This window comes from Brevundimonas sp. (assembly GCF_047617075.1).
Classification (GTDB): domain Bacteria; phylum Pseudomonadota; class Alphaproteobacteria; order Caulobacterales; family Caulobacteraceae; genus Brevundimonas.
Window position 1 is genome coordinate 12,633 of record NZ_JBLGCI010000012.1, and the last position, 26,133, is coordinate 38,765.

The window sequence follows — 26,133 nt, forward strand, 5'->3', positions numbered from 1 at the left end:
GGACCTCCGCGCTGCGCGCTCCGGTGCGCGGGTTCCCCCTTCTCCCAATGGGAGAAGGTTCCAGGTGGTGCGGGAGAAGGACGCGGCATGAGAATCCTCCTCACCAACGACGACGGCATCGAGGCCGAGGGTCTCGCTTCGCTGGAGCGCATCGCCCGCGAACTGTCCGACGACGTCTGGACCGTCGCGCCGGCGGTGGAGCAGTCGGGCAAGGGGCGGGGGATCACTCTGACCGAGCCGCTGCGGGTCAATCGGGTCAATGATCGCCGCTTTTCCGTGACGGGCACGCCGACGGACTGCGTGGTTCTGGCGGTCAACGACCTGATGGCGGACCACCGGCCCGATCTGGTGCTGTCCGGCGTCAATCGCGGGCACAATGTGGGCGAGGACTGTTCGTACTCCGGCACGGTGGCGGGGGCGTTGCAGGGCATGGCCTTTGGCATCCGATCCATCGCGCTCAGCCAGAGCCTTGAACGCTTCCACGACGAGGTGACGGCCCACTGGGAGACCGCCGAGGCCTTCGCCCCGGCCATCATCAACCGGCTGCTGGATCAGGAATGGCGCGAGGGGGTGGTGATGAACCTGAACTTCCCGGCCCTGCCGCCCGAGTTGGTCAAGCAGGTGGAGGTGACGCGCCAGGGGTTCCGCGACATCGGCGAGATGCACGCGGTGCGGCGCACCGACCTGCGCGGGCGCGACTACTACTGGATGAGCTTCCGGGGGACCAAGCAGGAGCACGCCGAGGGCACCGACCTGCGCGCCATGGACGAGGGCCGCATCTCGGTCACGCCCCTGCACATCGACCTGACCCACCGCGAAAGCGTGCACGACCTGAAAGGCATCTTGGGCGGCGCCCCGCCGAAGACGGTGGAGAAGGCGGCGGAATGAGGGACGACCGCGCCGGACGGCTGATCCTGAGCCTGCGCCAGCAGGGGGTCACGGACCCCCGCGTGCTGGCGGCCATGGAATCGGTGGACCGCGCGGTGTTCGTGCATGAGCGCTTTCTGGATCAGGCGTGGGAGGATCAGGCCCTGCCCATCGACTGCGCCCAGACCATCAGCCAGCCCTATGTGGTGGGCCTGATGACCCAGGCCCTGAACGTCGGCCCCCGCCACCGGGTGCTGGAGATCGGCACGGGCAGCGGATACCAGTGCGCGGTGCTGAGCCGGCTGGCCCGGTTCGTCTATTCGGTGGAGCGGTACAAGAGCCTGCTGAAGGAGGCGGAGGGCAAGCTGAAGGCGCTGGGCGTCGACAATGTCTTCACCCGACACGGCGACGGCGGCGAGGGCTGGCCGGAACAGGCGCCGTTCGACCGCATCATGGTGACGGCGGCCTCGCCCCACGAACCCAAGGATCTGCTGCGTCAGCTGAAGCCCGGCGGGGTGCTGGTGGCTCCGGTGGGGCGCGGCTCGGTGCAGATGCTGAACCGATACACCGCCGACGAGGACGGCGCCTTCAGCCGCGAAAGCCTGCTGGAGGTGCGCTTCGTACCGCTGGTGGAGGGCGTGGCGAAGGAAGGCTAGGCGCGCTCCTACCGGTGCTCGCGCGTGTGGAAGATGCGGGAGACCAGAACCACATCACCGTAAATCCTGTAGCGGATGGCGTAACCCGCCTGGCCGAAACGAACGACGTACACTCGACCTTTGCTCGTCGGCGCGCCACTTCGCGGGAAGGCCGCCAGCAGATCGAAAGCAGCGGATAGAACCTCCACGGCCCTGACGGCGGCTTTGGGACTCTCACTATCGAGAAAGGCGATCAGCCGACGCTGGTCGGCCCTGGCCGAGGGTGAAAACTCGACGCGATGGCTCAAGCCTTGAACCTGGCGCGGACCGCTTCGCGCAGACCGCCCATGAACTCTTCGACGGAGATGGACTCACCGGTTCGCTCGTATTCCGCAAATCGACGCTCATCCTCGGTCCAGTCATCCTGCATCGCCTGTTCCAGCGCCTGAAGGAGATAGGTCTCCGGATCGACGCCGGACGCCTCGGCCGCCGCCTTCAGGCGCCGGGCCTGATCCTCGTTCAGGTGGATGTCGAAACCATCGGCCATGGCATACGATACTCCACGGCTGGAAACGCCGCAATGTTCCCATATTGTTCTTGCTGAATCACGCAGATTGATCCCCATATAGGGCGGCTGCGTATCTCTTTCGCCTGAACCTTCCCCGCATCTGACGGCTTATTCCCTCGCATGACCGACAAGCACGATTTCATCCGCGTTCGCGGCGCCCGCGAGCACAATCTCAAGGGCGTGGACGTGGACATTCCGCGCGGCCAGCTGGTGGTGCTGACGGGCCTGTCCGGCTCGGGCAAGTCGTCGCTGGCGTTCGACACCATCTATGCGGAAGGTCAGCGGCGCTATGTGGAGAGCCTGTCGGCCTATGCGCGCCAGTTCCTGGAGCTGATGGGCAAGCCGGACGTGGACCTGATCGAGGGCCTGAGCCCGGCCATCTCCATCGAACAAAAGACCACCTCCAAGAACCCCCGCTCCACCGTCGGCACGGTGACGGAGATCCATGACTACATGCGCCTGCTGTGGGCGCGGGTGGGCGTGCCCTATTCGCCGGCCACCGGCCTGCCTATCGAAAGCCAGACCGTCAGCCAGATGGTGGACAAGCTGACCGCCCTGCCCGAGGGCGAGCGGCTGTATCTGCTGGCCCCCGTGGTGCGCGGCCGCAAGGGCGAGTACCGCAAGGAGCTGGCCGAGTGGCAGCGCCAGGGCTACCAGCGGGTCAAGATCGACGGCGTCTTCCACGCCATCGAGGACGCGCCGACGCTGGACAAGAAGTTCAAGCACGACATCGACATCGTGGTGGACCGGCTGGTCACCAAAAACGGGCTGGAAAGCCGCTACGCCGACAGCATCCAGACCGCGCTGAATCTTGCCGACGGCCTGGCCACGGCGGAATGGGCGGATGTGAAGGATGGCGAGACGGAGCCGCGCCGGATCATCTTCTCGGAGCGTTTCGCCTGTCCGGTGTCCGGTTTCACCATCAGCGAGATCGAACCCAGGCTGTTCTCGTTCAACAACCCCTTCGGCGCCTGTCCCGCCTGTGACGGGCTGGGGGTCAAGCTGGCGTTCGACGCCGATCTGGTGGTGCCCGATCGCGACAAGACCTTGCACAAGGGCGCGGTGGCGCCGTGGTCCCGAGGACAGTCGCCGCTGTACACCCAGACGCTGCAGTCGCTGTCGCGGCACTTCGGCTTTTCCATGGATGTGGCTTGGCGCGACCTGCCGCAGCAGGCCCAGGACGTGATCCTGAAAGGCACGAAGGAGAAGGTGAAGTTCACCTATGACGACAACGCCCGCAAATACGAGGTTGCCAAGGCGTTTGAGGGCGTGGTGCCGAACCTCGAACGGCGCTGGCGCGAGACGGACTCGGCCTGGGTGCGCGAGGAGCTGGGCCGCTACCAATCCGAGACGCCGTGCGAGGCGTGCGGCGGCAAGCGCCTGAAGCCCGAAGCGCTGGCGGTGAAGGTGGGCGGCGAGGACATCGCCGACATCTCGGCCCTGTCCATCTCCAAGGCGCACCTGTGGTTCACGACGCTGGACGACAGCCTGACCGACAAGCAGATGGAGATCGCCCGGCGGATTTTGAAAGAGATCAACGACCGCCTCGGCTTCCTGAACAATGTGGGGCTGGATTATCTGAACCTGTCGCGCGCCTCGGCCACCCTGTCCGGCGGCGAAAGCCAGCGCATCCGTCTGGCGTCACAGATCGGCTCGGGCCTGACCGGGGTCCTGTACGTGCTGGACGAGCCGTCCATCGGTCTGCACCAGCGGGACAACACACGGCTGCTGGAAAGCCTGCGCGGCCTGCGCGATCTGGGCAACTCCGTGCTTGTGGTCGAGCACGATGAAGAGGCCATCATGACCGCCGACCATGTGATCGACATGGGCCCGGCGGCGGGGGTGCACGGCGGAGAGGTCTGCGCCGAGGGCACCCCGGCCGAGATCATGGCCAACGGCCGGAGCCTGACCGCCAAATATCTGACCGGCGAACGCGAGATCGAGCTGCCGCCCGAGGGCCGCCGCCCGATCAACCGCAAGAAGATGCTGAAGATCAGCGGCGCCACCGGCAACAATCTGAAGAACGTCACCGGCGAGATTCCCGTCGGCGTGTTCACCTGCATCACCGGGGTGTCCGGCGGCGGCAAGTCCACCTTCACCATCGAGACGCTTTACAAGGCCGCAGCCCGGCGGCTGCACAACGCCAGTGACGCCCCCGCCCATTTCGACCGCATCGAGGGGCTGGAGCATTTCGACAAGGTCATCGACATCGACCAGAGCCCCATCGGGCGCACGCCGCGCTCGAATCCGGCCACCTACACCGGCGCCTTCGGGCCCATCCGCGACTGGTACGCGGGCCTGCCGGAGTCCAAGGCGCGCGGCTATGGCCCCGGCCGGTTCAGCTTCAATGTGAAGGGCGGGCGTTGCGAGGCGTGTCAGGGCGACGGCCTGATCAAGATCGAGATGCACTTCCTGCCGGACGTCTACGTCACCTGCGACGTCTGCAAGGGCAAACGCTACAATCGCGAAACCCTGGAGATCGTGTTCAAAGGCAAGTCCATCTCGGACGTGCTGGACATGACGGTGGAAGAGGCGGCGAACTTCTTCAAGGCCGTGCCGCCCATCCGCGACCGGATGCAGACGCTGGAGCGGGTCGGCCTGGGCTACGTCAAGGTGGGCCAGCCCGCCACCACGCTTTCAGGCGGCGAGGCCCAGCGGGTCAAGCTGTCCAAGGAGCTGTCGAAGCGGGCCACCGGCAAGACCCTGTACATCCTGGACGAACCCACCACCGGCCTGCATTTCGAGGACACACGCAAGCTGCTGGAGGTGCTGCAGGAGCTGGTGGAGCACGGCAACACCATCGTGGTGATCGAGCACAATCTCGACGTCATCAAGGTGGCTGACTGGCTGCTGGACTTCGGGCCCGAGGGCGGCGACGGCGGCGGCGAGATCGTGGCCAAGGGCACCCCCGAACAGGTCGCGGCCGATCCCAGGAGCTGGACCGGCAAGTACCTCAAGGAAATGCTCGACCGCCACGAGACGCGGCGGCTGGCCCGGGTCAAGGCGGCGGTCGAAGCCGTCGCCCCGGCAAAGAAAAAGGCCCGCGCCAAGGCGCGGGCCTGATCCGGTTCATGACCTGAAGGTGCAGGTCAGTTGTTCATCTCGGTGAGGGTCAAGCTGTACGGACCTTCGTCCCAGCGGCCGTAGCTGCTGGCCAGCACCACGTACTGTCCGTTGGACGGCGGCGTGAACATGAGGCGCGAATTGCTGCCCAGCCCGCCGTCGTCATCCTGGTCCAGAACCATGACGCCGAGAGGATTCGAAGGCGACTCATCCACGTCGGTTCCCACCAGAAGCACCGTGTCGAAATCGGCCGAGGTCATCTGGATCATCACCGTCTCACCGGCGCGGCCTCTGAAAGTATAGCGGTCATAGCGGCGGCTTTCGGACTGGGAGTCGTTCTCCTCAAGCACCGCCTCGACCGTCTGGCCGTCGCGCAGGGTCTGGCCGCCGCCGCCGAGCGAGCCGAGCCCCGCAATCGCGCCCTGAACCACCGGCACGATCACGAAGAACAGCAGCAGCAGCGCCACGATCCCGGCCGCGATCAGGCCGACCATGCGCATGGTCTTCTGGTCCGACTTCACCTTGCCGATGGCGCTCTGGACGCCTGAGGTGTCGATGCCGGAAAAGGCGCTGAGCGCCGGATAGATGTCGGCTGCCTTGCCCTCCTCGCTCGACTCAAAGTCAACAGCTGCGCCCACGCGAGGGACGGTCTCGCCCTTCCAGTCCGCCCTGGTGAATTTGTATCGGCGGCTATCCTCTCCGTTGATGACGCCCTCGCCGCTCTCGGCTGAAAACCCGAGTACAGTGCCCTTCATGCCCTATCTCCCTAACGCACAAGCCCTTCCCTGAAGCTTGTGCATACCGGCGTGGGCGCGAAGATGCAATTTCACGTTCGATGACCCGCGTCGCCAGAATTGAAACGGGCCGCCGCTCCTTCCGGAACGACGGCCCGCCTGCAATGGCCGGATCGGTTTAAGACCTACAGCGACGGCGTCGGCTCAACGGCCACCGGCTCGGCGCCGCCGCGAATGTCGCGATAGGCGGCGGCGTAGGGGGCCATGAAGATTGCCAGGCTGAGCGCCGAGATGATGCTGTTGCTGATCACATAGATGGCGATAGCCGGCCCCATGGCGCTCATGATCTGGCCGATGTCGGCGCCTTCCATGGCCGCCAGCTCACTGATGTTTCCGGTGAAGAACATCAGCGGCAGGATGATGATCGAGGCCAGGATCGAAACGACGATGGCCATGACGATGACGATCAGGGTCATGCCGATCAGGCCCCACACGCGGCCCTTGGTGACGCCCCAGGAATCGAAGATGGCGAACTTCTTCTCGGCCACCGTGATCGGCAGGGCCAGGCTGAAGCGCACCGCCAGCCAGATGAAGACCACCACAGCCGCGAGGATCAGCACGAAGGCGATCAGCCCGCCCGCGTCACCGGCCGCAGCGGCGCCAAGTCCCGCCAGTACGCCCGCGATGCCGAAGACCACGACGCCGGCGATCCCGGCCAGCACCGACAGCACCAGGGTCACCACGAAGACCCGGACCTCGTCCATGCCCAGACGCATATAACCGAAGCCCTTCTCTGCGGGGTGCAACACAACCCGCAAGGCTGCGGTGTACAACACCGCGCTGAACACCAGCGACAGCGGCAGGATCCACGCCATGCCCGCATAGGCGGCGAACATGGGCTCCAGATCGGCCGGGCTCGGATTGGTGACGCCCTGAAGGTCCGTCGCCGCCGCCATCAGGGCGATGAACGACCCGCCGACCAGCGCGAACGTCAAGGCGGTGAACAGGATATAGGCCGCCGCCCAGATCAGTATGGTCATGGGGGTGCGCCGCGCGACGCGGAACCCCTCGAATGCGCACTCAGTCGCTGAAAACGCCATGGTCTTAGCCCTCCCGTGAAGCCCCAAACAGACTCGAACTCTACCCCGAAACGCCTGACGGCGTCATGACGATTCCGGATGAGTCTCGTTCTCTAACGTCCGCAGCTGGCGATAGGCGCTGGCCCAGGGGGCGTAGGCCACCGCCGTGGCCGCGCCCGTCCCGGCGAAAATGAACAGCAGCGCCAGGCCGAATCCGATCATCAGCCGCGCATCCCACGTCAGGCTCCAGGTCTCGGCGTCGGCGAACGCAGCCCAGTCGATGCCCGCCAGACCGACGGACAGGGCGGCCAGGGCGATCACCGGTACGAATACGATGAAGCAAAGGATCGCGCTGATCACGCCCATGACCGCCAGCTTGAACGAACTGCCGCGCGCCATGCGCCAGCCCTCCTCGAAGGCCAGACTTTTCTTATCGACGCTGGCGACCGAGATCAGACCGGTCCGCGCCCAGGCCCACAGGAACAGCCCGAAGCCCACCACGCCCAGAACGGTCCAGATCAGCGGCTGAATCTCCGGCGCTGCGCCCCTGAAGGCGACGCCCACAAGGGCCCCGAGCAGCAGCACCAGAAGCATCAGCATGCCCAGGCCGATCCAGATAGCGATCTGCACCACGATGTAACAGAACTCGGCCGATCCGAGGCGCAGGCCCGCCCATCCGCTGGTGCGCGGCCAGAGGATCAGCCGGATCACCGCCACCCCGATCAGAGCCTGAACGATGAGGCTCAGCGCGTTGGACAACATCGACCAGCCCTGCATCTGCAGGAAGGCGTCGATCGCCTCGGCATCCGACACATCCGGCGCTGCGCCCGGCTCCATCCACGATCCGCCCATGAACGGCGCCAGAGCCAGGATGCCGGCGATTCCCGGCAGATACAGCAGCACGCCCCACAACAGCACCGCCAGCGGCCGCTTCGCGATCATCACGAAGCCGGACCCCAGAGCCTCGCCCATTGAAAAGGTCTTCATGTCGCCCCCCGTTTCCCCGTCACAACGCTAGAGCCTAAAGCGCGAGAAGGCTAGAACCCCCGACATGAGCACATCCCCCTCCCCTGTACACGTCATCGGCGGCGGCTTGGCCGGGTCTGAAGCAGCCTGGCAGATCGCCAATGCAGGCGTCCCTGTCATCCTGCATGAAATGCGCGGCGTGCCCGGCGTGAAGACCGACGCGCACCACACCGACGGGCTCGCCGAACTGGTCTGTTCCAACTCATTCCGGTCCGACGACTGGGAATACAACGCCGTGGGCCTGCTGCACGCCGAGATGCGGGCGCTGGACTCGGTCATCATGGCCTGCGGCGACGCCAATCAGGTGCCGGCGGGCGGAGCGCTGGCGGTGGACCGGGACGGCTTCTCGGACGCGGTGACGGCGAAGCTGTCCGCCCATCCGCTGATCACCATCGTGCGTGAAGAAATCGCGGGCCTGCCGCCGGAGGACTGGGACAACGTGATCGTGGCGACCGGGCCGCTGACCTCGCCCGCCCTGGCCGATGCGATCCTGACGACCACGGGCGAGGAATCCCTCAGCTTCTTCGACGCCATCGCGCCCATCGTCCATGCAGAGAGCATCGATTTCGACATCGCCTGGCGCCAGTCGCGTTATGACAAGGCGGGGCCGGGCGGCGACGCGGCGGCCTATGTGAACTGCCCCATGGACAAGGCCCAGTACGACGCCTTCATCGACGCCCTGATCGAAGGCCCCAAGACCGAGTTCAAGGAATGGGAGAACGTCCCCTATTTCGACGGCTGCCTGCCCATCGAGGTTATGGCCGAGCGGGGCCGCGAGACCCTGCGTCACGGCCCCATGAAGCCGGTGGGGCTGACCAATCCGCGCGATCCCATGGTCAAGGCCCACGCCATCGTCCAGCTGCGCCAGGACAATGCGCTGGGCACTCTGTTCAACATGGTGGGCTTCCAGACCAAGCTGAAATACGGCGCCCAGACCGACATCTTCCGCATGATCCCCGGCCTGCAGAACGCCCAGTTCGCACGGCTGGGCGGGCTGCACCGCAACACCTTCCTGAACAGCCCGAAGCTGCTGGATCGCCAGCTGCGCCTGAAGGCCATGCCACGCCTGCGTTTCGCCGGTCAGGTGACGGGGGTGGAGGGCTATGTGGAGTCCGCCGCCATGGGCCTGCTGACCGGCCGCCTCGCCGCCGCCCAGGCGCTGGGCCGCGACCTGGCCCCGCCCCCGCCCGAGACCGCCATGGGCGCCCTGGTGGAGCACATCACCGGCGGGCACATGGAAGGCTCCAAGTTCCAGCCCATGAACATCAACTATGGCCTGCTGCCGCCACTGGAGGCGCCGCGCGTGGACGCCGAGGGCAGGAAGATTCCGCCCAAGGATCGCGGTCGGGCCAAGAAACGGTTGATGAGCGTGCGGGCGCTGGAGGCGATGAAGGCGTGGCGGGATGCGGCCTGATGGCGGCGCCTGAAAGCGACCTCGGGCGCCTGATCGAGCGCCGCGTCACCCTGATCCACCGCCTCGACCTGATCGCGAAGGGCGCGCAGATCACATACGACGACGGCGCACCGGTCGACATGGCCTCCGAGAAGGCGCGGCTGGAGGCGGAGGTGACCCGACTCGACCGCAAGATCCTCGCCCTTCAACCGCCTGCGGGCCGGGCGTGAACGTCCGGAACAGATCATGATCCTGGACCCCGTCCGCGCCGCCATCCGCCGCCGGATCAGTGACGTCTTCAATGACGCCGAAAAGGGCGAGCGGCCGGTCCTGCGGCGGGCCGATGCGTTGTTCCCGCCGGACTCCGTGGCGTGGCGCGTGAACGGCGACGTGGTCACCATGATGATCGGCGGGGTGTCCGGCCTGCTGCTTCAGATGCTGCATCCGGCGGTGCTGGCGGGGGTGTGGGATCACTCCGACTTTCGCGCCGACATGCACGGCCGCCTCCGGCGCACGGCCAAATTCATCGCCGTCACCACCTATGACCACGCCGAGGCGGGGCAGGCCGCCATCGACAAGGTCAACCGCATCCACAGGAAGCTGGGCGGCGTGCTGCCGGACGGGACGGCCTATCGCGTCAGCGACCCGGCGCTGCTGGCCTGGGTGCATGTGACCGAGACCATCAGCTTTCTGGACGCCTGGATCCGCTACGCCGAGCCCGCCATGCCGCGCGCGGATCAGGACGCCTATTTCGACGAGATGGCCCGCGTGGGTCAGGCGCTGGGCGCCGATCCCCTGCCCCGGACACGGGCCGAGGCCGAGGCCGTGATCCAGTCCTTCCGGCCCGCCCTGCGCGCCGACGCCCGCACCCGCGAGGTGGCGGACATGGTGATGCGCCAGCGCATCGGCGCACCGGCTGTGGACGCCGCCGCCGGGGTCATCATGCAGGCGGGGTTCGATCTGCTGCCGCCTTGGGCCCAGACCATGCACGGCCAGCGCCCGCCCCTGCCGCGACCGGTGGTGCGCGCCGGCGCCCTGACCACCGCCCGCTTCATCCGCTGGGCCTTCGACGGCTCGCCCAACCGGCGGACTCACGGGCGCGACGTCACCACGTTCGAGCGTCCCGCCGGTTCCTGACGGCGGCGCGCGGGACGCTTTGCAGGCGGCGCGACCCGCAATAGGGTGAGAAATCTTCGGTTTTCGGGGTCGTCCCATGATCGCCTGGCTCGCCGCCCTCGCCCTTCTGTCGCCCGCGCCGGAGGCCGACGACGGCCCGTGGCGTCAGCTGATCGACTTCAACCCGACGGCGGAACAACCGGACGGAACGTCCCTGTTCCTGCTGGAGGCGGACATGCTGCCCCAGGGGACGCCCCGCAGCTGGGACACCCGCACCGCCCGCCATGTGTGGGTCAACCACGGGGCGGTGGTGGGTAGTCAGGCCTGGACCGTCATCGACAGCGCCTTTGACTGCGCGGGCGGCGCGGTCACGCAGACGGTGCGCGCCTACGACGCCGGGGGGCGCTTGCTGGGTCAGGCCGAGCCGAACGAGGACAGCCATCCCGTCCCCCACTCGGCCGAGCACATGGTGTGGGACGCCGTCTGCATGGGCTCCCCCTATCTGTACGACAAGCCGGTGGTCTCCACCTTGGCCGACGCCACCGCCGACGCGGCCACGGGTGACGGCCTGACCGAGCCGGCCGATCAACTGCAATGGGACGTGGACTACGACGGACAGCCGGACATCATCCGCATCCACATGCGGCCCCACAGCATGCGCCACGATGTGGAGTTCATCCTGGCCAAGGACCCCACCCGCCCCATCAATGTGATCACCGCCGAACAGCCGCCCACCGGGCCGCTGGTGGAGCGCCGCATCCGGCCGCTGGAGCGGGACCGCTATCTGACCGCCTGCGCCATGGATCAGGGCGTGGACGTTACGCCGTGCGAGGCCGGCTATCGGTTCGTCCAGCGCGGCGTGGAGGTGGTGACCGAAGGCCACCCGACCATCATCGTATGGCTGGTGAACGGCGAGCCCCACGTGGCCCGCCTGCCCATGGCGGACTAGACTCTTCCCCTGAGCACGGCCCAGGTCAGGCGCAGTCGCTTCAGCGGCTCCGGCGCCGCGTGGTCAATGAGGGCGGCGTGGGCGACGGCGGGGAAGGCCTTGGGCGGCAGGGCTTTCAGGGCGGCGTTGGCCTCGGGACACAGTGCGCGGGCTTCGTCCGCCCGGCCGGTCTGGGACAGGGCCCGCAGGCGGGCTGCGGGCGCCACGGCCGCCTCATGGCCGGGGCCGGCGAGGATGCGCGCCGCGCTCTGCATGGGGCCCACATAAAAGGCGTCCAGATCGTGGGGCTCGTCGTGGACGCGGCCGATGTGGGCCCTGATCAGGCCGTCGAACGGCGCGCGGTCCAGGCCGTGGCGGACGGCGGCGGCGGCGAGCGCCTCCAGCACCGGATGACCCTTGCGCGGCTCGCCGGCGAAGACGCCGTCCATCTGGTCGGCCCACCAGGTGAAGCGCATCTCGGCCAGCAGCGGCTGGGTCACCTTGGACGGTATCCCCATCAGCTCCGCCTCGAAGGCATAGAGCGCGATCAGGTCCGCGCGCAGCTCCGGGTCCGCCACGAAGCGGCTGGACAGCCAGCGGTCCGGGTCCGCCGCGCGCACCTGGGCGTCCAGCTGGTCGCGGCGGTCGATCATGGGGACGTCAGGGCTTGGAGGCCATGCCCAGCTTGATCGGCGTGGCGTCGTCCTCGTCCTCAGTCCCGCGCTTGGCGCCCCACAGCAGGATCAGCGGCGCGGCGATGTAGATGGACGAATAGGTGCCGATGATGACGCCGAAGATCATGGCCCAAGCGAAGTCCGCCAGCACCGCCCCGCCCAGCAGGGCGATGGCCAGCAGACCCAGGATGGTGGTCAGGCCGGTCATGATGGTTCGCGACAGGGTCTCGTTCAGCGACAGGTCGATCACCTCGCCCAGCGGCATGCGCTTGTACTTGCGCAGGTTCTCCCGCAGGCGGTCGCACACCACCACGGTGTCGTTCATGGAATAGCCGATGATGGTCAGGATGGCGGCCACGCTGACCAGGGTGAACTCCATGCCGGTGATGGCGAACAGGCCGAAGGTCAGGATCACGTCGTGCAGCAGGCCAATCAGGGCGCCGACGCCGAAGGTCCACTGGAAGCGGAACCAGATGTAGGCCAGCATCATCAGCATAGCCACGCCCAGGGCCATGACCCCGTTGGTCAGCAGTTCCTGAGACACCTGGCCGCTGACGGCCTCGGTGCGGGTGACTTCGATGGAGGGCTGGACGTCGGTCAGCGTGGCCTGAACCTCGCGCAGCACCGTGCCGGGGTCGCCCTCCGGCGTCTGGAAGCGGATCAGGGCGTCACTGGGGGAGCCGAAGGCCTGAACCTGAACATCGCGCAGTTCCATGGCGTTCAGACCATCGCGGATACCGGTGATATCCGCAGCCTCCGGCGCGGCGGTGATCTCGACCACCAGACCGCCCGAGAAATCCACGCCGCAGTTCAGACCGCCGCAGGGCGGGGTCAGGGGCCACAGGGTGAAGAAGATGGACGCGATCACCGCGATCACCGACAGCCCGCCCATGATCGGCGCGTATTTGACGAACTTCAGGTTCGTCTTGTCGGGGAGCAGCTTGATGAAGGGCCAGAATTTCATGGGTCCGCTCACGCGATGGGAAGTTTCTTGGCGCGGGTCATCCGCAGCCAGATGGCCACGCCGATCTGGGTCACCAGAACGGCGGTGAAGACCGAGGTGAACACGCCGATCGACAGCGTCCAGGCGAAGCCCCGCACCGGCCCGGCCCCGAACTGGAACATGATCAGGGCCGCGCCCAGGGTCGTGATGTTGGCGTCCAGAATGGTGGACATGGCGCGGCTGAAGCCGCTGTCAGCAGCGGCGATGGCGGACCGCCCCGCCCTCGCCTCTTCACGCATGCGCTCATAGATCAGGACGTTGGCGTCCACGGCCATGGCCAGGGTCAGGATCAGACCCGCGATGCCCGGCAGGGTCAGGGTGGCGCCGGTCAGGGACATGGCCGCGATGATCAGCATGCCGTTGATCAGCATGGCCAGAACGCTGATGCCGCCGAACACGAGGCCATAGGCGATGACCATGAAGCCGACCACCAGCAGGAAGCCGATGATGGTGGCCTTCATGCCCGCCTCGACCGCGTCGGCGCCCAGGCCGGCGCCCACCGTGCGGCGCTCCTCGACCGTCAGGGGCGCCGGCAGGGCGCCGCCGTTCAGCAGATTCACAAGCTCGGACGCCTCGGTGATGGTGAACTGGCCGGTGATCTGTCCGGATCCGGTGGTGATGGGGCTGATGATGTTGGGCGCCGAGATGACCTGGCCGTCCAGGATGATGGCGAAGCGGCGGCCCACATTGTTGGCGGTGGCCTCGCCGAAACGGCGCGCGCCCTGACCGTCGAAGCGGAAGTCGATGGCCGGACGGCCCGACTGATCCGAACCCACGCTGGCGCGGGTCAGGTTCTCACCGGACACCAGCACACGGCGCTTGATCAGTAGCGGCTGGCCGAACTCGTCCTGCATCAGAACGGCGTCCGGCGGCACGCGGCCCGCGATGGCCTCCTGAACCGAGTTTTCGTGGTCCACCATCTGGAAGGTCAGCTGGGCGGTCTGGCCGATGACGCGCTCCAGCGCCTCGGGATCGCTCTCGCCCGGGGCCTGGACCACGATACGGTCCGTGCCCTGGCGGGTGATGGAGGGCTCGCGGGTGCCCAGGCTGTCGATGCGGCGGCGCACCACCTCGATGGACTGATCCACCGCGGTGGCGCCCATGGCGCTGAGCGCCTGATCGGTGAAGGCGACGCGGATGCGGTTGTTGGTCTGGCGCGTAACGGCGACGTCGGCCACGCCGGTGGAAGTGGGGCGGGCCAGGTCTTGCAAGGCCGACAGGGCCGCGTCGAACCGGGCCGGGTCGGTGATGGTGATCAGGAAGCCGCCGTCCTGACGCTCCAGATTCGAGAAGGCGATGCGCTGCTCATTCAGGATGACGCGCATGTCCTCCACAAGGCCGTTGACGCGGGCGGTGCGGACCTCGTCAACGTCCACCTCCAGCATCAGATAGGATCCGCCCTGCAGGTCCAGACCCAGGTTCAGGATGCCCGAGGGCACGAAGCCGGGCAGCGCCTCGCGCTGGGCCGGGGTCAGAAGGTTCGGGAAGGCGAACAGGGCCGACAGCAACACCGCCGCCGCCACCACATAGACCTTCCAGCGAGAAAGCTGAATCATCGAACGAAACCCCGGACCGGCCTGGTCTTACTTCTTGTCGTTAGCGGCGATTTCGGTGCGGTTGCGCACCTCGGCGATCATGGTCTTGACCACCCGCACGTTCACGCCCTGCGAAATCTCGACCATGGCTTCCTGGTCCTCGACGCGGGTGACCTTGCCGATCATGCCGTTGGACAGCACCACCGTGTCGCCGCGCTTCACGCCCGCCACCATGGCCTGGTGCGCCTTCATGCGCTTCTGCTGCGGACGGATCAGCAGGAACCAGAACAGCACGAAGATCAGCACGAACGGCAGGAACTGGATCAGCGTCGCGGTCAGACCGCCTCCAGCGGCGGCGGCGCCGGCGGTCGAGGCGTAGGCGGGGGTGGCGAACATGGTGTCTCCAAAGGTCGTGCGCGGGCGTCCGCGACGCCCCGTCAGAAATAGGGGCGGAACCTAGGGGCGCCGGACGACCTTTGCAACGCGACAGATGGGCAGCGTCTCCCTCCCCGTTCGGGTAGGGCGGTCGGCGCGCAGCGTTGGCCGGGTGGGGAGGGCTCGGCGATACGAGCATTCCTTGGATGCGCTGCCGTTCGGCGCGCGGCGCCTCACTGTTTGAGCGCGGCCTTGCCGAGCCGCCCCCACCCGCTTCGCCTTACGGCTCAGCCCCCTCCCCGAACGGGGAGGGAAAGTTTCAGCGTGGCAACAGTGTCACCGGGTCCACGGCCACCGGCTGGCCGCCGCGCATGTGGCGGATTTCAAAGGCGATGGAGGGTCGGCCGTCACCGGCGGTCAGGCCCACTGTACCGATCTCCTGGCCCTGACGCACCTCGTCGCCGAACGCGACCGTGGCCGAGCCCAGATGGGCGTAAACCGTGCGCCAGCCGTCCCGGTGGATGATGATGACCGCCAGACCGAGGCCCGGCTGGTCCGAGCCCACATAGCCCACGCGCCCGGCAGAGGCCGCAGCCACCGGCGCCCCGGCCACGGCGCCGATGTGGATGCCGTTGTTCCGTTCGCTGACCCCCACCTGGCCGAAGGGTCGGACGATCTCGCCGCGCACGGGCCAGACGAACATGCCTTGTCCGGTGGAGGTCTCCACCGGCGGGGGAGCCGCCGGATTGCCGGAGGGCGGCGGCGGCGGCGGCGGGGCGGCGCCGGTGTCGGGCACCAGCACCCCGCGCGGCGACGGGCCGGTGGCGTAAGGGTCCGGGCCGGTGTCCACCGCGCTGTCCGGCAGGATCAGCCCGCGTCCAGCCGAGATGTCCGCTCGCGGCGCCAGGCCGTTCAGATCGATCAGCAGCTGGACCGGCGTCTGGAAGCGGCGCGCCACGCCGGAAATGGTGTCTCCGGGCTGGATCACATAGGTGGCGCCGGGGCTGACGGGACCAGGCTGGGCAGGCGCGACAGGCGTATCGCCGGGGCGCTGGTCCGGCAGGTAATCGGGCTGCGGTTGCGGCTGGCCGGTCGGCGGCAGGGGCTGGGCCTCGATGGGCTCATAGGGCGCCGGCGTCGGCTCATACGCATCGGCGTCCGCTTCCGGCTCGGACTGCGGCGCCGGAATTTGCGGCTGGGGCTCGCCCCAGGGCGATTGCTGCGCGGGCGCGCCGGTCGTGGGTCGGGTCGGATAGCGCGGCTCCGACGGATATGACGCACAGGCCGCCAGCGTCGCCGCCGCCCCCGCGATCATCAGCGCCCTGCGCGCCAGACTGGTCCAGCCGGTCATCCCCGCCCTCATCATCATTTCGAATCGTTCCGTTCTCGCGGCCCCGCGTCGCGGGCATCCAACAGCCGGAAAGGTGCTATTTTGCGGCGAAAGGGTTAACGGCGCCAAGTGCTCATGGCGATCTCGGCCCAATCGTCGATTACGCCGGCGACCATGGTCTCGCCGGCGCAACATAGCGTTCGCCGGGCCCCAGGATGACACCGTTGCTCGACGCCACGCCCAGCTCCAGGCTCGCCGCGATTCTCTCGGCCCGCGCGATGACGTGCGCGGCGGCGACCGGGGGGCACAGCTCGCGTGCGGTGTCGCGGAACAGCTCCAACCACCGGTCAAAGTGCCGCGCGTCGATGGGCAGGGGCAGGTGCTTCGGCATGGGCCGCCCCTGATAGACGCCCGTGGACAGCGCCACCGACGACCAGAACAGCTTCATCTGATGCAGGTGCGCCCCCCAGTCCTCGACGCGCGCCGCAAAGATCGGCCCGATCAGGGCGTCGTCGCGCACCCGGGCGTAGAACCCCTCGACAAGCGCGTCGATCATGGCCTCGTCGATGCCCGTCTCGGCCCGCAGCCGCGCGGTGGCGGCCTCGCGCCGGGCGCGGTGTTCGGCTTCGGTCTGGGCGGGGCGAGTCATTCAGGAAAGATAGGGTCGAGGCCCGCCCTATGCGACCGCTTGCAGCGCCACGCCCGCCGCGACCGCGCCGGTCAGCACGGCCATGATCCCCAGCTTGAAACGGATCAGGGCGATGGCTGCGACAGCGGCGAGGATCAGGGCCACGGGCTGGAAGCCCGACAGCAACGGCAGGATCATGTCGAGCGACCCGGTCTGAACCCGCCGGGTCTGGTCGAACAGCACGTGCAGGGCGAACCATAGGCCCAGGTTGGCGATCACTCCGACCACGGCGGCCGTCACGCCGGACAGCGCGGCCTGCAGCCGCCGCGCATGCTCCAGCCGCTCGATCCACGGCGCCAGGGCGAAGATCCAGAGGAAGCACGGCGCAAAGGTCATCCAGGTGCCCAGCCCGGCGCCGATGATCCCCGCCAGCAGCGGCGTGAACGGCTCGGGAAAGCGGAAGGCCGCGAGGAAGCCGACGAACTGGGTGACGAGAATCAGAGGGCCGGGCGTGGTCTCGGCCAGGCCGAGGCCGTCGGCCATCTGGCCCGCGTCCAGCCAGCCGTGAGTCTGCACCGCCTCCTGCGCCATATAGGCCAGCACCGCATAGGCGCCGCCGAAGGTGACCACCGCCAGCTTCGAGAAGAAGGCGGCGATGTCCATCAGCACGTGGTCGGGGCCCAGCAGCAGCAGGATGGCCAGAGCCGGCGCGGCCCAGATCGCGCCCCAGACGGCGACAGAACGAGCCGTGCGCCAGGCCATGTCGCGCTTTCGCGGCCGGGTTTCGGCGTCTGGCGTGGGCGCCGCTACGGGAGCCGCCGCGAACAGGGCCCCGATCAGCGCCGCGCCGAGGATCACCGCGGGAAAGGGCGCGTTGAACAGGAACAGCAGCCCGAACGCCGCCAGCGCCAGCCCGCGCTTGAGCCCTGTGTCCAGCGCCCGCCCCGCCAGCCGCAGCAGGGCCTGGGCGATGATGGCCAGCACCGCCGCCTTCACGCCGAAGAACGCGCCCTGAACCCAGGTCAGATCAGCCGCATAGGCGTACAGGATCGACAGGCCCAGAATGACCGCCGCGCCCGGCAGCACGAACAGCCCGCCCGCGATCAGCCCTCCGGCCACGCCATGCAGGCGCCAGCCCACATAGGTCGCCAGTTGCTGGGCCTCGGGCCCTGGCAGAAGGGTGCAGAAATTCAGCGCCCGCAGATACTGGCCCTCGTCCAGCCACTTGCGCTCATCCACCACCACCCGGTGCATCAGGGCGATCTGGCCCGCAGGCCCGCCGAAGCTGATCAACCCGACACGGCCGAACGCCCTGACGAGGTCATGAAGCGGAACCTGACTTGGCGAACCGGACATTTCGTTCCTATATTGCAGGCTTCGGTCCTCAGAAGGAGACACAACCATGATCAGCGCGCTGGAAATCGGTTTCGCCCTTTCCGCCCTCTCGCTGGTCATCGGCTATGTCGCGCTTCGCCCCAAACCTATCCCCGTCCGCGTACGTGACGCTCGACAGCGTCGCCGCCCGAACGCCTGACGGAACCACCCTTTTCGACAATCTGAGTCTGGCCTTCGGCCGTGAGCGCACCGGTCTGGTGGGCAAGAACGGCGTGGGCAAGTCCACCCTGCTGCGCCTGATCGCCGGGGCGCAGCTGCCCGCCGAAGGCGCGGTGACGCGCGCCGGGACAATCGGCGCGCTGGATCAGAGGCATGACCCGGAGCCGGGCGAGACGATCGCCGACACCCTGGGCGTCGCTGGGCCGCTTGCTGTGCTTCGGCGGGTGCTGGCGGGCGAAGGCTCGGTCACGGACGTGGGCGAGGCGGACTGGACGCTGGAAGAGCGGCTGAGCGATGCGCTGGGTCAGGTCGGCCTGTCGGGTCTCCACCTTCATCGTCTGACCGCCGGCCTCAGCGGCGGCGAGCAGACCCGCCTGCGGCTGGCGGGCCTGCTGCTGGTCCGACCCGACCTCATTCTGCTGGACGAACCCACCAACCACCTGGACGCCGAGGGCCGCGCCCTGATCGCCGGGGTGCTGGAGCGATGGGAGGGCGGCGCGGTGGTGGTCAGCCATGACCGCGATTTATTGGGCCGCGTGGACCGCATCGTCGAACTGTCCAGCCTGGGCGCGGCGACCTACGGCGGAAACTGGGCGCTATACGCCGAACGCAAGGCCGCCGAGCAAGAGGCGGCGGAACGCACCCTGGCGACAGCCGAAACCGAAGCTGCCCGTGCGGCCGCCGACGCCCGGCGCCGCACCGAGGCCCAGGCCCGCCGCGACCGGGCCGGGCGCCGGAAGGCCATGAAGGGCGACATGCCGAAGATCCTGCTGGGCATGCGCGCCGAGAGCGCCGAGAACTCCGCCGCCCGCAACAACCGTCTGGCGACGCGGGAGTCCGCCCGGGTGGAAGCCGATCTGGCGGCGGCCCGCGAGCGAGTGGAACTGACGCGCGGGCTGTCTATCCCCATGCCGTCCACCGGTCTGGCGTCCGGCAAGACGGTGCTGGATATGGAAGATGTCCGTTTCGCCTTTGGGGTTCCAGACATGGCCCTCGGCCCCGTCTCCCTGCGTGTCACCGGGCCCGAGCGGATGGCGATCACAGGCCCCAACGGCGCGGGCAAGACGACCTTTCTGAAGCTGATGGCGGGGGTGCTCGAGCCGACGTCGGGCGCCGTGCGCCGCCCCGTCCGCGCCGCCCTGCTGGATCAGGACGCGGCCATCCTGAGACCCGACGAAACCCTGATCGAGGTATGGCTGCGGCTGAACCCGGAAAGTTCGCCCAATGACGCCCACGCCGCTCTGGCCCGGTTCCTGTTCCGGAATGTGGAGGCCCGGCGGGTCGTCAGGACGTTGTCAGGCGGAGAGCGCCTGCGCGCGGCCCTGGCCTGCGTCATGACCGGGGCCCGACCCCCGCAACTGCTGATTCTCGACGAGCCCACCAATCATCTGGACCTGGACTCCGTCGCGGCGGTGGAGGCGGCGCTGACCGCCTATGACGGCGCCCTGGTGGTGGTCAGCCATGATCCGGTGTTTCTCGATCATATGGGGATAACCCGGACCCTGACCTTGCCCGACCTGCGGCGCGAGGGGTCATTTGCCCATCCATGAGGGACGGTGAAATCTTCGGGCGCGCGCTGGGGGTCATCTTGATCTTCGCAGGCGCTGGGCCGCTCATCGGCGGGTTCGTTTTCGGCATAATCTGGATCGTGCAGGTTCTTCTGAACCCGGCCGAGCCGTGGCGCGCGGAGTATCTGACCACGCCGATCTATGCCGCCCTGCTGGGGTATCTGGCGGGGTTCTTGCCTGCGCTCGCAACCGGCGTGGCGGCGGCAGGCTTGTCGCCGCGCCTTGGGGACCGGCCCTGGATCGCGATCGTGCCCTTGCTCGGCGCTGCGGCCAGCGCGGCGAGTCTCATTTTCCTGAACAGCGGCTATCCGACCAGTCAGCCGGACACGTGGGATGTGGCGGGCATCACGCTGATCGGCGCCGTCTCGTCGCTCGCCTGCTGCCTGATGGCTACGCCTCTGCGGCCCCGGCGCCGTCGGAGCTCTGACTAGCCCCAGCCCTCCGTGACGCCGATGCGCCGGGCCGCAGGCTTCGACACCCGCATGCGGGGCTCCTTCTCCGGACGCCCATAAAGGTAGCCCTGGGCGTAGTTGACCCCCAGTTCGCGAAGCGCTTCGGCCACAGGCTCCGTCTCGACCATTTCGCCGATGGTGGCGATGCCCAGCGCGTTGCACAGCTCAACCAGATGCCGGACCACGGTGTTGTCCTTGCCGCCGTCCGCCAGGGTCGTCACGAAGCCGCCGTCAATCTTGACGATGTCCACAGACAGGGACCGCAGATAGTCAAAGGAGGCGCTGCCGGCGCCGAAGTCGTCGATGCAGACCTGAATTCCGGCTTCGCGCAGCCGCGCCAGCCGCCGATCCGCCGCCGCCAGGTCGTTTAGCGCCGCGGTCTCCGTGACTTCGACCATCAAACGCTTGCGCAGGTCGGGACGGTCGCCTGTCATGGCAAGGAGCCGATCCACGTAATCGTCCGAGGCCAGGGACGCCGCCGACACGTTCACGGCGATGCGGATCAGGCCGAAGCCGGGACTGTTCAGCTTGCGCACCGCCTTGTCCGCCACGGCCTTGTCCAGATCCGTGACCATGGCCAGTTCCTCGGCCATCCGGATCGCCCCGGCGGGACTGGCGCCCTCGGTGAAACGGGTCAGGGCCTCGAAGTGGTGCACGGCGCCTGTCCCGAGGTCCACAATCGGCTGATAGTGAAGATCGAAGGCGCGCTCCGCTATGATCGTCCGCAGGCGCTCGCCGTCCTTCATGGTCCGCATCAGGGCTGTGGCGAAGGTCATCTGCGGCTCGCCGTCGACGCCCTTCCTGAGGAAACCGTCCAGCGCCATGCGCAGCGCGCGCAGTGTCGGCAGGGGGTCCGGCGTGTGCGGCACCGGCGCGGACACGGTTTTCGGTGTGACATCGGCGCCGTGCCGCTCCATCAACCGTTCGAGATCGCCGTTCAGCTCGTCGATCCGTGGCGGCTGACCCAGCAGTGCATAGCGCTCATCGCTGAGACGGGCGGCGCTGGCGCCGTTCCACGAGGCGGACTGAAGCAGTTGCGACAGGGCGTCCATCAACGCCTCCCCCTCGGGCCCGGCCTTGTGCGCGTCGACCCCGGGGAGGTCCACAAAGGTGAAGGACAGCGCGCTGCGTTGCTGGACGGTCAAACCCTCCATGGCGGCGCGCACCTGTTGCATGAGGCCCTGACCGTCGGCCAGGGGCGGCGGCGGCGCGCCGGTCTCGGGCTTGGGCATCGCTGCGGGTTTGCCGCGATAGGTCAGGGCGCAGGACAGACGCGGCGCCAACTCGGGCAGCCCGAACAGCTTGAGTTCCGCATCGCGAACCTTGGCGGCGCCCCAGCGAACCTTGACCGGGACCGTGTCCCGGCCGGGACTGCGGCGGGCCATCGCCTCCAGCACCTCGGCGCGAGAAGCCGGCGCCATCATGTCCGCCAGCGAAGCGCCCTTGATCGATTCGGGGTCAGCCCCGTCCGGCGCGGCGCCCAGAGCCAGCAAGATACGACCGTCCGCGTCGACCTCCAGAAGAAGGTCCGCGGAAGCGAAGGCCATGCCAAGGAGGCTGCGGGTCAGCGACATGGCGCCATCATCCCCGACAGCCGTAAATTTCCCGCCAATGCAGTCGGTTAACAGATGAACGCGTTCAGGCCGTCCGGTTCAGGGTCACCGCCCGGCCGTCGGTCGCCGCCGCGACCCCGCCGGCGCCGTAACCCGCGCCCTGGGCCCGCGCGGCGGCCACTTCGCGGGCGATGGTCTGGACAAGCCCCTCGGTGATGGTCTTGGCGGCTTCCAGCGCGCGGTTGTGTCGGGCCAGCACAGCTTCGAAGGCCTGGGTCGCGGCGATCAGGGCATCGCGCTCGGCGAGGGGCACGCCCTCCAGCAGCCGGGGGTCGGCCTTCACCCGCGCCGTCTCACGGCGATAGAGGTTGGCCATGTCCTGGGTCTCAGCCACCCCGGGGGCCACGTCCTGCGGCCGGCGGGCTTCAAAGCAGCGGGTCTCCTCAGCCAGACGCTCGGTCAGGCGGTTTGTGAGGTCAGTCAGGCGGCGGGCGTGTTCGGCGGCGCTCATGCGGCGTCTCCTTCGCTGGGGGCGGTGGACTGTCCGGCCTGCATGCGGATCATCTCGGCCATGACCTGATCGGCCAGTCCGATCCCGCCGGAACGGCTGATCTGCTTGCCCATTTCGTCGATCATGAAGCCGCGCCAGGTCTCTTCCGCATGCCCGCCGCCGAAGGGCGCCTCGGTGGACAGGCCCTCGAACATGGGGCGCAGCATCTGGGCCAGAAAGCCGGCCTCGAAGTCCTGGGCCGTCTGGCGAATGCGGGCCTGATCGGCGCCGGAGATGGCCGCCAGGGAAGGGGCGCCGCGCAGCATGTCGACGGAAGGAGCCGTGGGGGTCATCACATCACCTCGATTTCGGCCTGCAGGGCGCCCGCCGCGCGGATGGCCTGCAGGATGGAGATCATGTCCCGGGGGCTGACCCCCAGGGCGTTCAGTCCGTTGACCAGGGTGGACAGGGAGGTGTCGCCGCCAACGATGCGCATCTGGGTGCCCAGGTCCTCCTCGATGGTCACCTCGGTGTCGGGCAGGACCACGGTGTCGCCCCCGGCGAAGGGTTCCGGCTGGCTGGCGAAGGGGCGTTCCTGGATGGAGACGGTCAGGTTGCCCTGGGCGATGGCTACGGTGGAGACCCGGACCGCGTCGCCCATGACGATCACCCCGTTGACCTCGTCGATGATGACCCGCGCGGGGGTGTCCACATTGACCGGCAGATTCTCGATGCGGCTGATAAAGCCGGCGGCGCCCAGCTGGGGCGGCGGGCGCAGGGTGATGACCGCGCCGTTGTCGGCGAACGCTGTACCCGGATAGGCCAGGTTGATGGCCTGGGCCACGCGCTGGGCGGTGGTGAAGTCGGGGTTGCGCAGGTTCAGCCGCAGCTCGCTCATGGAGGCGAGGGAGAAGCCGGTCTCCAGTTCGACGCTGGCGCCGCCCGCGATCCGCCCGGCCGTGGGCACGCCGCGCGTGACCGACGAGCCCGAGGCGCCGCCCGCCGAGATCGAGCCGGTCTGCACCGTGCCCTGGGCCACCGCATAGACCTGGCCGTCCGCGCCTTGCAGGCTGGTGACCAGCAGGGTGCCGCCCAGCAGGCTCTTGGCGTCGCCCATGGCCGAGACGTTGATGTCGATGCGCGAGCCCGCTGTGGCGAAGGACGGCAGATCGGCGGTGACCATGACCGCCGCGATGTTCTTGGTGTTGGCGTTGGCGTCGCGGATGTTGACGCCCAGTCGCTCCATCATCGCCTCCAGCGACTGGCGCGTCATGGGCGAGTTGCGCAGGGAATCCCCGGTGCCGTTCAGGCCCACCACCAAGCCGTAGCCCACCAGCTGGTTGGTGCGGACCCCCTCGACCGAGGCGATGTCCTTGATGCGGGACTGGGCCAGGACAGGCGCGCTCCAGCCGACGGCCACGGCGGCGAGGGCGGCGATAGCGATGCGGACGATCAGGCGCATGGGTGAATTCCGATACTGTTCGCCCGGCGCGATGCCAGATGCATGCCACCGGAAAATCCAGTGAAAACAACGAATTTGAGGCCGGAACTTCCGCCCGCCGGGCAAATGCTGCCGGGCCGTTAACCAAACAGTGACGCGAACCCCCCGATGGTGCCCCCATATTCCCGCGCCATGTTTCAGGAGCGCCGATTCATGAAGGTCACCGGTCCCTCGGGCACGACCTCCACCCCGTCCAGCCGCCCGTCCCGCACCTCTGGCGGAGGCTTCAGCCTGCCGTCCGGCGGTCCGTCCGCCGCCGGCGCCGCGTCCGCCGCATCGGCGACCGGCGGTGTGTCCGGAGTCTCGGCCCTGATGGCGCTGCAAGGGGTTGAGGACGCCACGGAACGCCGCCGCCGGGCCATGCGCCGAGGCGGCGGTCTGCTGGACCGGCTGGATGAGCTGAAACTGATGATGCTGGCCGGACAGGACGGCGTGGGAGTGCTGAACAACCTGGCCCGCGCGGTGCGCGAAGAGCGTCCCGACAGCGCCGATCCCGGCCTGAACGCGGTGCTGGATCAGATCGATCTGCGGGCTGCGGTGGAGCTGGCCAAGGCGGACATGCGCCGCGGCACCTGAAATACCCGTCGAAAATTCAGTGATTTCGCTTGAGGCGTGGCGATTTTCGCCCGGTCGATGAATTTTCCATCACGGATGCGAGAACGCCGTTGCGGCGACTCGTCGCGGGCCATATACGTCCACTCGCTTCGCAGGGGGGCGCTCGGAGCGAGCGTGAGTTTGTGATGACCGCAACCGCAGTGGTGACCAAGGATCAGCCGGCCTACCGGCCGTCCGACGACGAACCGTTCATGAACGAACGGCAGCTGGCCTATTTCAAGCAGAAGCTGATGGACTGGAAGGATGACATCCTTCGCGAGTCAAAGGGCACTGTGGTGAACCTCAAGGCCGAGACCGAGAACCATCCCGATCTGGTGGACCGGGCGTCTTCGGAATCCGACCGGGCTCTGGAGCTGCGCACCCGCGACCGCCAGCGCAAGCTGATCTCCAAGATCGATGAGGCCCTGCGCCGGATCGAGGACGGCTCGTACGGCTATTGCGAGGAGACGGGCGAGCCCATCGGCCTGGGTCGTCTGGAAGCCCGACCCACCGCGACCCTGAGCGTCGAGGCCCAAGAGCGTCACGAGCGCCGCGAGCGCGTCCACCGGGACGACTGACTTGCGCGCGCCGGGGCTGATCGCTGTCCTGGCCGTCCTGATCCTATCGCTGATGGGCGCCTCTGTCCGCGCCCAGACTCCGGATGACGCCGTCACCCCGCTGGATCACCTGCCCGCCCTGCGCGGCGACTATTTCCGCATCGAGTCCGACGCGACCGGGCGGCCCTACCACATCTATGTGCGCTATCCGGAGGGCTACGAGCCGGCGGCGGAGGTGCGCTATACCACCGTCTATCTGACCGACGGGGACTCCCTGTTCCCCATCCTGGCCGCCAATCACCTGTTCCTGCACTACGACGAGCAACTGCCCGAGGCGCTGGTGGTGGGCATCGCCTATGGCGGGTTCGAGCCGTCGGTGAACCGGCGCAACATCGACTTCCAGTCGCCCGGCGACGGCGTCGAACAGCCGGGCGCCGAGGCGTTCCAGCGATTCCTGAAATCCGAACTGATCCCCCGCATCGAGGCGAACTATCGATCGGACCCCGGCCGCCGTGTCCTGTTCGGCCAGTCGCGCGGCGGCGCCTTCGTGCTCTATTCCGCCGTCACGGACCCCGACCTGTTCTGGGGCCGCATCGCCAGTAATCCCTCGATCACGCCGGGAATAGAATCCCTTCTGGAACCCGCCGCCGAGGCGACGCGCGGCGATCTCGGGGTGGTGGTGACCAGCGGCACGCGTGACCGCGCCGATCTTCAAGCCGAGGCCGTTCAGTGGATGCAGCACTGGGAGAATCAATCCGAGAGGCCGTGGCGCCTGCATTCAGTGCGCATCGAAGACGGCACCCACGCCGCCAACGCGCCGGATGCTTACCGGGCGGGGATGCTGTGGCTGTTCGGGCAGGACGACGCGCCTTGACTTCCGCCCCCCGCTGACCGACCTGTGCGCCTTCTC

29 protein-coding genes are annotated in these 26,133 nt (G+C 68.0%); 13 read left to right on the plus strand and 16 right to left on the minus strand.

The features are described from left to right. The first annotated feature begins 87 nt into the window (after nt 1-87). Both surE and ACI8U3_RS12010 read left to right on the plus strand, forming a co-directional pair. A complete protein-coding gene (gene surE / locus ACI8U3_RS12005) occupies nt 88-888 on the plus strand; it encodes a 5'/3'-nucleotidase SurE (RefSeq protein ID WP_415015110.1) in 801 nt (266 codons plus the stop codon). Next, entirely contained in the window at nt 885-1,523 is a 639-nt protein-coding gene (locus tag ACI8U3_RS12010) for a protein-L-isoaspartate(D-aspartate) O-methyltransferase (protein WP_415015111.1), read from the plus strand. The genes surE and ACI8U3_RS12010 overlap by 4 nt, the downstream gene beginning before the upstream one ends. Before the next feature lie 8 nt (nt 1,524-1,531). On the opposite strand, the gene ACI8U3_RS12015 is transcribed toward ACI8U3_RS12010, so the two are convergent. Then, entirely contained in the window at nt 1,532-1,810 is a 279-nt protein-coding gene (locus tag ACI8U3_RS12015; RefSeq protein WP_415015112.1) for a type II toxin-antitoxin system RelE/ParE family toxin, read from the minus strand. Then, complete coding sequence (locus ACI8U3_RS12020; RefSeq protein ID WP_415015113.1) at nt 1,807-2,049, minus strand: hypothetical protein; 243 nt, start codon at nt 2,047-2,049, stop codon at nt 1,807-1,809. The genes ACI8U3_RS12015 and ACI8U3_RS12020 overlap by 4 nt, the downstream gene beginning before the upstream one ends. 141 nt (nt 2,050-2,190) lie before the next feature. On the opposite strand from ACI8U3_RS12020, the gene uvrA reads away from it, so the two are divergent. Then, nucleotides 2,191-5,133: an excinuclease ABC subunit UvrA gene (uvrA, locus tag ACI8U3_RS12025; protein WP_415015114.1), complete on the plus strand. Its 2,943-nt coding sequence runs from the start codon at nt 2,191-2,193 to the stop codon at nt 5,131-5,133. 26 nt (nt 5,134-5,159) lie between these two features. On the opposite strand, the gene ACI8U3_RS12030 is transcribed toward uvrA, so the two are convergent. The 3 genes from ACI8U3_RS12030 to ACI8U3_RS12040 all read right to left on the minus strand — a co-directional run bounded on the left by ACI8U3_RS12030 (nt 5,160) and on the right by ACI8U3_RS12040 (nt 7,933). Further along, on the minus strand, nt 5,160-5,888 hold the full coding sequence (locus ACI8U3_RS12030) for a hypothetical protein (protein ID WP_415015115.1): 729 nt from the start codon (nt 5,886-5,888) through the stop codon (nt 5,160-5,162). A gap of 164 nt (nt 5,889-6,052) precedes the next feature. Beyond that, nucleotides 6,053-6,907 carry a hypothetical protein gene (locus ACI8U3_RS12035; RefSeq protein ID WP_415015116.1) on the minus strand — a complete coding sequence of 285 codons (855 nt, stop codon included), beginning with the start codon at nt 6,905-6,907 and terminating at the stop codon, nt 6,053-6,055. Nucleotides 6,908-7,030: 123 nt separating this feature from the next. After that, a complete protein-coding gene (locus ACI8U3_RS12040) occupies nt 7,031-7,933 on the minus strand; it encodes a hypothetical protein (RefSeq protein WP_415015117.1) in 903 nt (300 codons plus the stop codon). 64 nt (nt 7,934-7,997) lie between these two features. Here ACI8U3_RS12040 and trmFO point away from each other — a divergent pair, with 64 nt between their 5' ends. The 4 genes from trmFO to ACI8U3_RS12060 all read left to right on the plus strand — a co-directional run bounded on the left by trmFO (nt 7,998) and on the right by ACI8U3_RS12060 (nt 11,430). After that, on the plus strand, nt 7,998-9,386 hold the full coding sequence (gene trmFO / locus ACI8U3_RS12045; protein WP_415015118.1) for a methylenetetrahydrofolate--tRNA-(uracil(54)-C(5))-methyltransferase (FADH(2)-oxidizing) TrmFO: 1,389 nt from the start codon (nt 7,998-8,000) through the stop codon (nt 9,384-9,386). Next, nucleotides 9,386-9,595 (plus strand): hypothetical protein, encoded by a 210-nt coding sequence (locus ACI8U3_RS12050; protein WP_415015119.1) that lies wholly within the window; start codon nt 9,386-9,388, stop codon nt 9,593-9,595. Before trmFO ends, ACI8U3_RS12050 begins: the two co-directional genes overlap by 1 nt. 16 nt (nt 9,596-9,611) lie before the next feature. Next, nucleotides 9,612-10,502: an oxygenase MpaB family protein gene (locus tag ACI8U3_RS12055; RefSeq protein ID WP_415015120.1), complete on the plus strand. Its 891-nt coding sequence runs from the start codon at nt 9,612-9,614 to the stop codon at nt 10,500-10,502. A 76-nt stretch (nt 10,503-10,578) separates the two neighbouring features. Next, complete coding sequence (locus ACI8U3_RS12060) at nt 10,579-11,430, plus strand: hypothetical protein (RefSeq protein ID WP_415015121.1); 852 nt, start codon at nt 10,579-10,581, stop codon at nt 11,428-11,430. Here ACI8U3_RS12060 and ACI8U3_RS12065 read toward each other — a convergent pair. The 7 genes from ACI8U3_RS12065 to chrA all read right to left on the minus strand — a co-directional run bounded on the left by ACI8U3_RS12065 (nt 11,427) and on the right by chrA (nt 18,310). After that, complete coding sequence (locus ACI8U3_RS12065) at nt 11,427-12,062, minus strand: squalene/phytoene synthase family protein (RefSeq protein WP_415015122.1); 636 nt, start codon at nt 12,060-12,062, stop codon at nt 11,427-11,429. The genes ACI8U3_RS12060 and ACI8U3_RS12065 overlap by 4 nt on opposite strands. 7 nt (nt 12,063-12,069) lie before the next feature. After that, complete coding sequence (gene secF / locus ACI8U3_RS12070; RefSeq protein ID WP_415015123.1) at nt 12,070-13,047, minus strand: protein translocase subunit SecF; 978 nt, start codon at nt 13,045-13,047, stop codon at nt 12,070-12,072. An 8-nt stretch (nt 13,048-13,055) separates the two neighbouring features. Continuing rightward, nucleotides 13,056-14,642 carry a protein translocase subunit SecD gene (gene secD, locus ACI8U3_RS12075; protein WP_415015124.1) on the minus strand — a complete coding sequence of 529 codons (1,587 nt, stop codon included), beginning with the start codon at nt 14,640-14,642 and terminating at the stop codon, nt 13,056-13,058. A 27-nt stretch (nt 14,643-14,669) separates the two neighbouring features. Next, nucleotides 14,670-15,017: a preprotein translocase subunit YajC gene (gene yajC / locus ACI8U3_RS12080; protein ID WP_415015125.1), complete on the minus strand. Its 348-nt coding sequence runs from the start codon at nt 15,015-15,017 to the stop codon at nt 14,670-14,672. Nucleotides 15,018-15,315: 298 nt separating this feature from the next. Further along, nucleotides 15,316-16,347 (minus strand): peptidoglycan DD-metalloendopeptidase family protein, encoded by a 1,032-nt coding sequence (locus tag ACI8U3_RS12085; protein WP_415015126.1) that lies wholly within the window; start codon nt 16,345-16,347, stop codon nt 15,316-15,318. A gap of 139 nt (nt 16,348-16,486) precedes the next feature. Next, nucleotides 16,487-16,975, minus strand: coding sequence for a group III truncated hemoglobin (locus ACI8U3_RS12090; RefSeq protein WP_415015127.1), 489 nt, complete (start codon nt 16,973-16,975; stop codon nt 16,487-16,489). 27 nt (nt 16,976-17,002) lie between these two features. Continuing rightward, a complete protein-coding gene (gene chrA / locus ACI8U3_RS12095) occupies nt 17,003-18,310 on the minus strand; it encodes a chromate efflux transporter (RefSeq protein WP_415015128.1) in 1,308 nt (435 codons plus the stop codon). A 46-nt stretch (nt 18,311-18,356) separates the two neighbouring features. On the opposite strand from chrA, the gene ACI8U3_RS12100 reads away from it, so the two are divergent. From ACI8U3_RS12100 to ACI8U3_RS12110, 3 genes are read left to right on the plus strand one after another with little or no spacing between them, the layout of a single operon-like run. Next, nucleotides 18,357-18,488, plus strand: coding sequence for a hypothetical protein (locus tag ACI8U3_RS12100; protein WP_415015129.1), 132 nt, complete (start codon nt 18,357-18,359; stop codon nt 18,486-18,488). Next, nucleotides 18,454-20,058, plus strand: a complete 1,605-nt coding sequence (locus tag ACI8U3_RS12105) for an ABC-F family ATP-binding cassette domain-containing protein (protein WP_415015130.1) — start codon at nt 18,454-18,456, stop codon at nt 20,056-20,058. The genes ACI8U3_RS12100 and ACI8U3_RS12105 overlap by 35 nt, the downstream gene beginning before the upstream one ends. 38 nt (nt 20,059-20,096) lie before the next feature. Further along, a complete protein-coding gene (locus ACI8U3_RS12110; RefSeq protein WP_415015131.1) occupies nt 20,097-20,507 on the plus strand; it encodes a hypothetical protein in 411 nt (136 codons plus the stop codon). Here the strand turns inward: ACI8U3_RS12110 and ACI8U3_RS12115 are convergent. From ACI8U3_RS12115 to ACI8U3_RS12130, 4 genes are all read right to left on the minus strand, one after another. Then, nucleotides 20,504-22,102, minus strand: a complete 1,599-nt coding sequence (locus tag ACI8U3_RS12115) for an EAL domain-containing protein (protein WP_415015132.1) — start codon at nt 22,100-22,102, stop codon at nt 20,504-20,506. The two genes, ACI8U3_RS12110 and ACI8U3_RS12115, sit on opposite strands and share 4 nt — an antisense overlap. 64 nt (nt 22,103-22,166) lie before the next feature. Next, the gene (locus ACI8U3_RS12120; RefSeq protein WP_415015133.1) at nt 22,167-22,592 is read right to left on the minus strand and encodes a flagellar basal-body protein FlbY; all 426 of its coding nucleotides are present in this window, start codon (nt 22,590-22,592) and stop codon (nt 22,167-22,169) included. Next, complete coding sequence (locus ACI8U3_RS12125) at nt 22,589-22,924, minus strand: rod-binding protein (RefSeq protein WP_415015134.1); 336 nt, start codon at nt 22,922-22,924, stop codon at nt 22,589-22,591. The genes ACI8U3_RS12120 and ACI8U3_RS12125 overlap by 4 nt, the downstream gene beginning before the upstream one ends. Next, nucleotides 22,924-24,033: a flagellar basal body P-ring protein FlgI gene (locus ACI8U3_RS12130; protein WP_415015135.1), complete on the minus strand. Its 1,110-nt coding sequence runs from the start codon at nt 24,031-24,033 to the stop codon at nt 22,924-22,926. The genes ACI8U3_RS12125 and ACI8U3_RS12130 overlap by 1 nt, the downstream gene beginning before the upstream one ends. 192 nt (nt 24,034-24,225) lie before the next feature. Between ACI8U3_RS12130 and ACI8U3_RS12135 the strand changes: the two genes are divergently transcribed. From ACI8U3_RS12135 to ACI8U3_RS12145, 3 genes are all read left to right on the plus strand, one after another. Further along, nucleotides 24,226-24,648 (plus strand): flagellar assembly protein FliX, encoded by a 423-nt coding sequence (locus ACI8U3_RS12135; protein WP_415015136.1) that lies wholly within the window; start codon nt 24,226-24,228, stop codon nt 24,646-24,648. A 161-nt stretch (nt 24,649-24,809) separates the two neighbouring features. Then, on the plus strand, nt 24,810-25,244 hold the full coding sequence (dksA, locus tag ACI8U3_RS12140; RefSeq protein ID WP_415015137.1) for an RNA polymerase-binding protein DksA: 435 nt from the start codon (nt 24,810-24,812) through the stop codon (nt 25,242-25,244). A 1-nt stretch (nt 25,245) separates the two neighbouring features. After that, a complete protein-coding gene (locus ACI8U3_RS12145; RefSeq protein ID WP_415015138.1) occupies nt 25,246-26,097 on the plus strand; it encodes an alpha/beta hydrolase in 852 nt (283 codons plus the stop codon). Nucleotides 26,098-26,133 lie beyond the last annotated feature (36 nt).

Bases quoted from the DNA above. Each gene is read 5' to 3' on its own strand.
- surE (WP_415015110.1), top strand. From the start codon at position 88: ATGAGAATCCTCCTCACCAACGACGACGGCATCGAGGCCGAGGGTCTC.
- ACI8U3_RS12010 (WP_415015111.1), top strand. From the start codon at position 885: ATGAGGGACGACCGCGCCGGACGGCTGATCCTGAGCCTGCGCCAGCAG.
- ACI8U3_RS12020 (WP_415015113.1), bottom strand. From the start codon at position 2,049: ATGGCCGATGGTTTCGACATCCACCTGAACGAGGATCAGGCCCGGCGC.
- uvrA (WP_415015114.1), top strand. From the start codon at position 2,191: ATGACCGACAAGCACGATTTCATCCGCGTTCGCGGCGCCCGCGAGCAC.
- ACI8U3_RS12030 (WP_415015115.1), bottom strand. From the start codon at position 5,888: ATGAAGGGCACTGTACTCGGGTTTTCAGCCGAGAGCGGCGAGGGCGTC.
- ACI8U3_RS12035 (WP_415015116.1), bottom strand. From the start codon at position 6,907: ATGACCATACTGATCTGGGCGGCGGCCTATATCCTGTTCACCGCCTTG.
- ACI8U3_RS12040 (WP_415015117.1), bottom strand. From the start codon at position 7,933: ATGAAGACCTTTTCAATGGGCGAGGCTCTGGGGTCCGGCTTCGTGATG.
- trmFO (WP_415015118.1), top strand. From the start codon at position 7,998: ATGAGCACATCCCCCTCCCCTGTACACGTCATCGGCGGCGGCTTGGCC.
- ACI8U3_RS12050 (WP_415015119.1), top strand. From the start codon at position 9,386: ATGGCGGCGCCTGAAAGCGACCTCGGGCGCCTGATCGAGCGCCGCGTC.
- ACI8U3_RS12055 (WP_415015120.1), top strand. From the start codon at position 9,612: ATGATCCTGGACCCCGTCCGCGCCGCCATCCGCCGCCGGATCAGTGAC.
- ACI8U3_RS12060 (WP_415015121.1), top strand. From the start codon at position 10,579: ATGATCGCCTGGCTCGCCGCCCTCGCCCTTCTGTCGCCCGCGCCGGAG.
- ACI8U3_RS12065 (WP_415015122.1), bottom strand. From the start codon at position 12,062: ATGATCGACCGCCGCGACCAGCTGGACGCCCAGGTGCGCGCGGCGGAC.
- secF (WP_415015123.1), bottom strand. From the start codon at position 13,047: ATGAAATTCTGGCCCTTCATCAAGCTGCTCCCCGACAAGACGAACCTG.
- secD (WP_415015124.1), bottom strand. From the start codon at position 14,642: ATGATTCAGCTTTCTCGCTGGAAGGTCTATGTGGTGGCGGCGGCGGTG.
- yajC (WP_415015125.1), bottom strand. From the start codon at position 15,017: ATGTTCGCCACCCCCGCCTACGCCTCGACCGCCGGCGCCGCCGCCGCT.
- ACI8U3_RS12085 (WP_415015126.1), bottom strand. From the start codon at position 16,347: ATGACCGGCTGGACCAGTCTGGCGCGCAGGGCGCTGATGATCGCGGGG.
- ACI8U3_RS12090 (WP_415015127.1), bottom strand. From the start codon at position 16,975: ATGACTCGCCCCGCCCAGACCGAAGCCGAACACCGCGCCCGGCGCGAG.
- chrA (WP_415015128.1), bottom strand. From the start codon at position 18,310: ATGTCCGGTTCGCCAAGTCAGGTTCCGCTTCATGACCTCGTCAGGGCG.
- ACI8U3_RS12100 (WP_415015129.1), top strand. From the start codon at position 18,357: ATGATCAGCGCGCTGGAAATCGGTTTCGCCCTTTCCGCCCTCTCGCTG.
- ACI8U3_RS12115 (WP_415015132.1), bottom strand. From the start codon at position 22,102: ATGTCGCTGACCCGCAGCCTCCTTGGCATGGCCTTCGCTTCCGCGGAC.
- ACI8U3_RS12120 (WP_415015133.1), bottom strand. From the start codon at position 22,592: ATGAGCGCCGCCGAACACGCCCGCCGCCTGACTGACCTCACAAACCGC.
- ACI8U3_RS12125 (WP_415015134.1), bottom strand. From the start codon at position 22,924: ATGACCCCCACGGCTCCTTCCGTCGACATGCTGCGCGGCGCCCCTTCC.
- ACI8U3_RS12130 (WP_415015135.1), bottom strand. From the start codon at position 24,033: ATGCGCCTGATCGTCCGCATCGCTATCGCCGCCCTCGCCGCCGTGGCC.
- ACI8U3_RS12135 (WP_415015136.1), top strand. From the start codon at position 24,226: ATGAAGGTCACCGGTCCCTCGGGCACGACCTCCACCCCGTCCAGCCGC.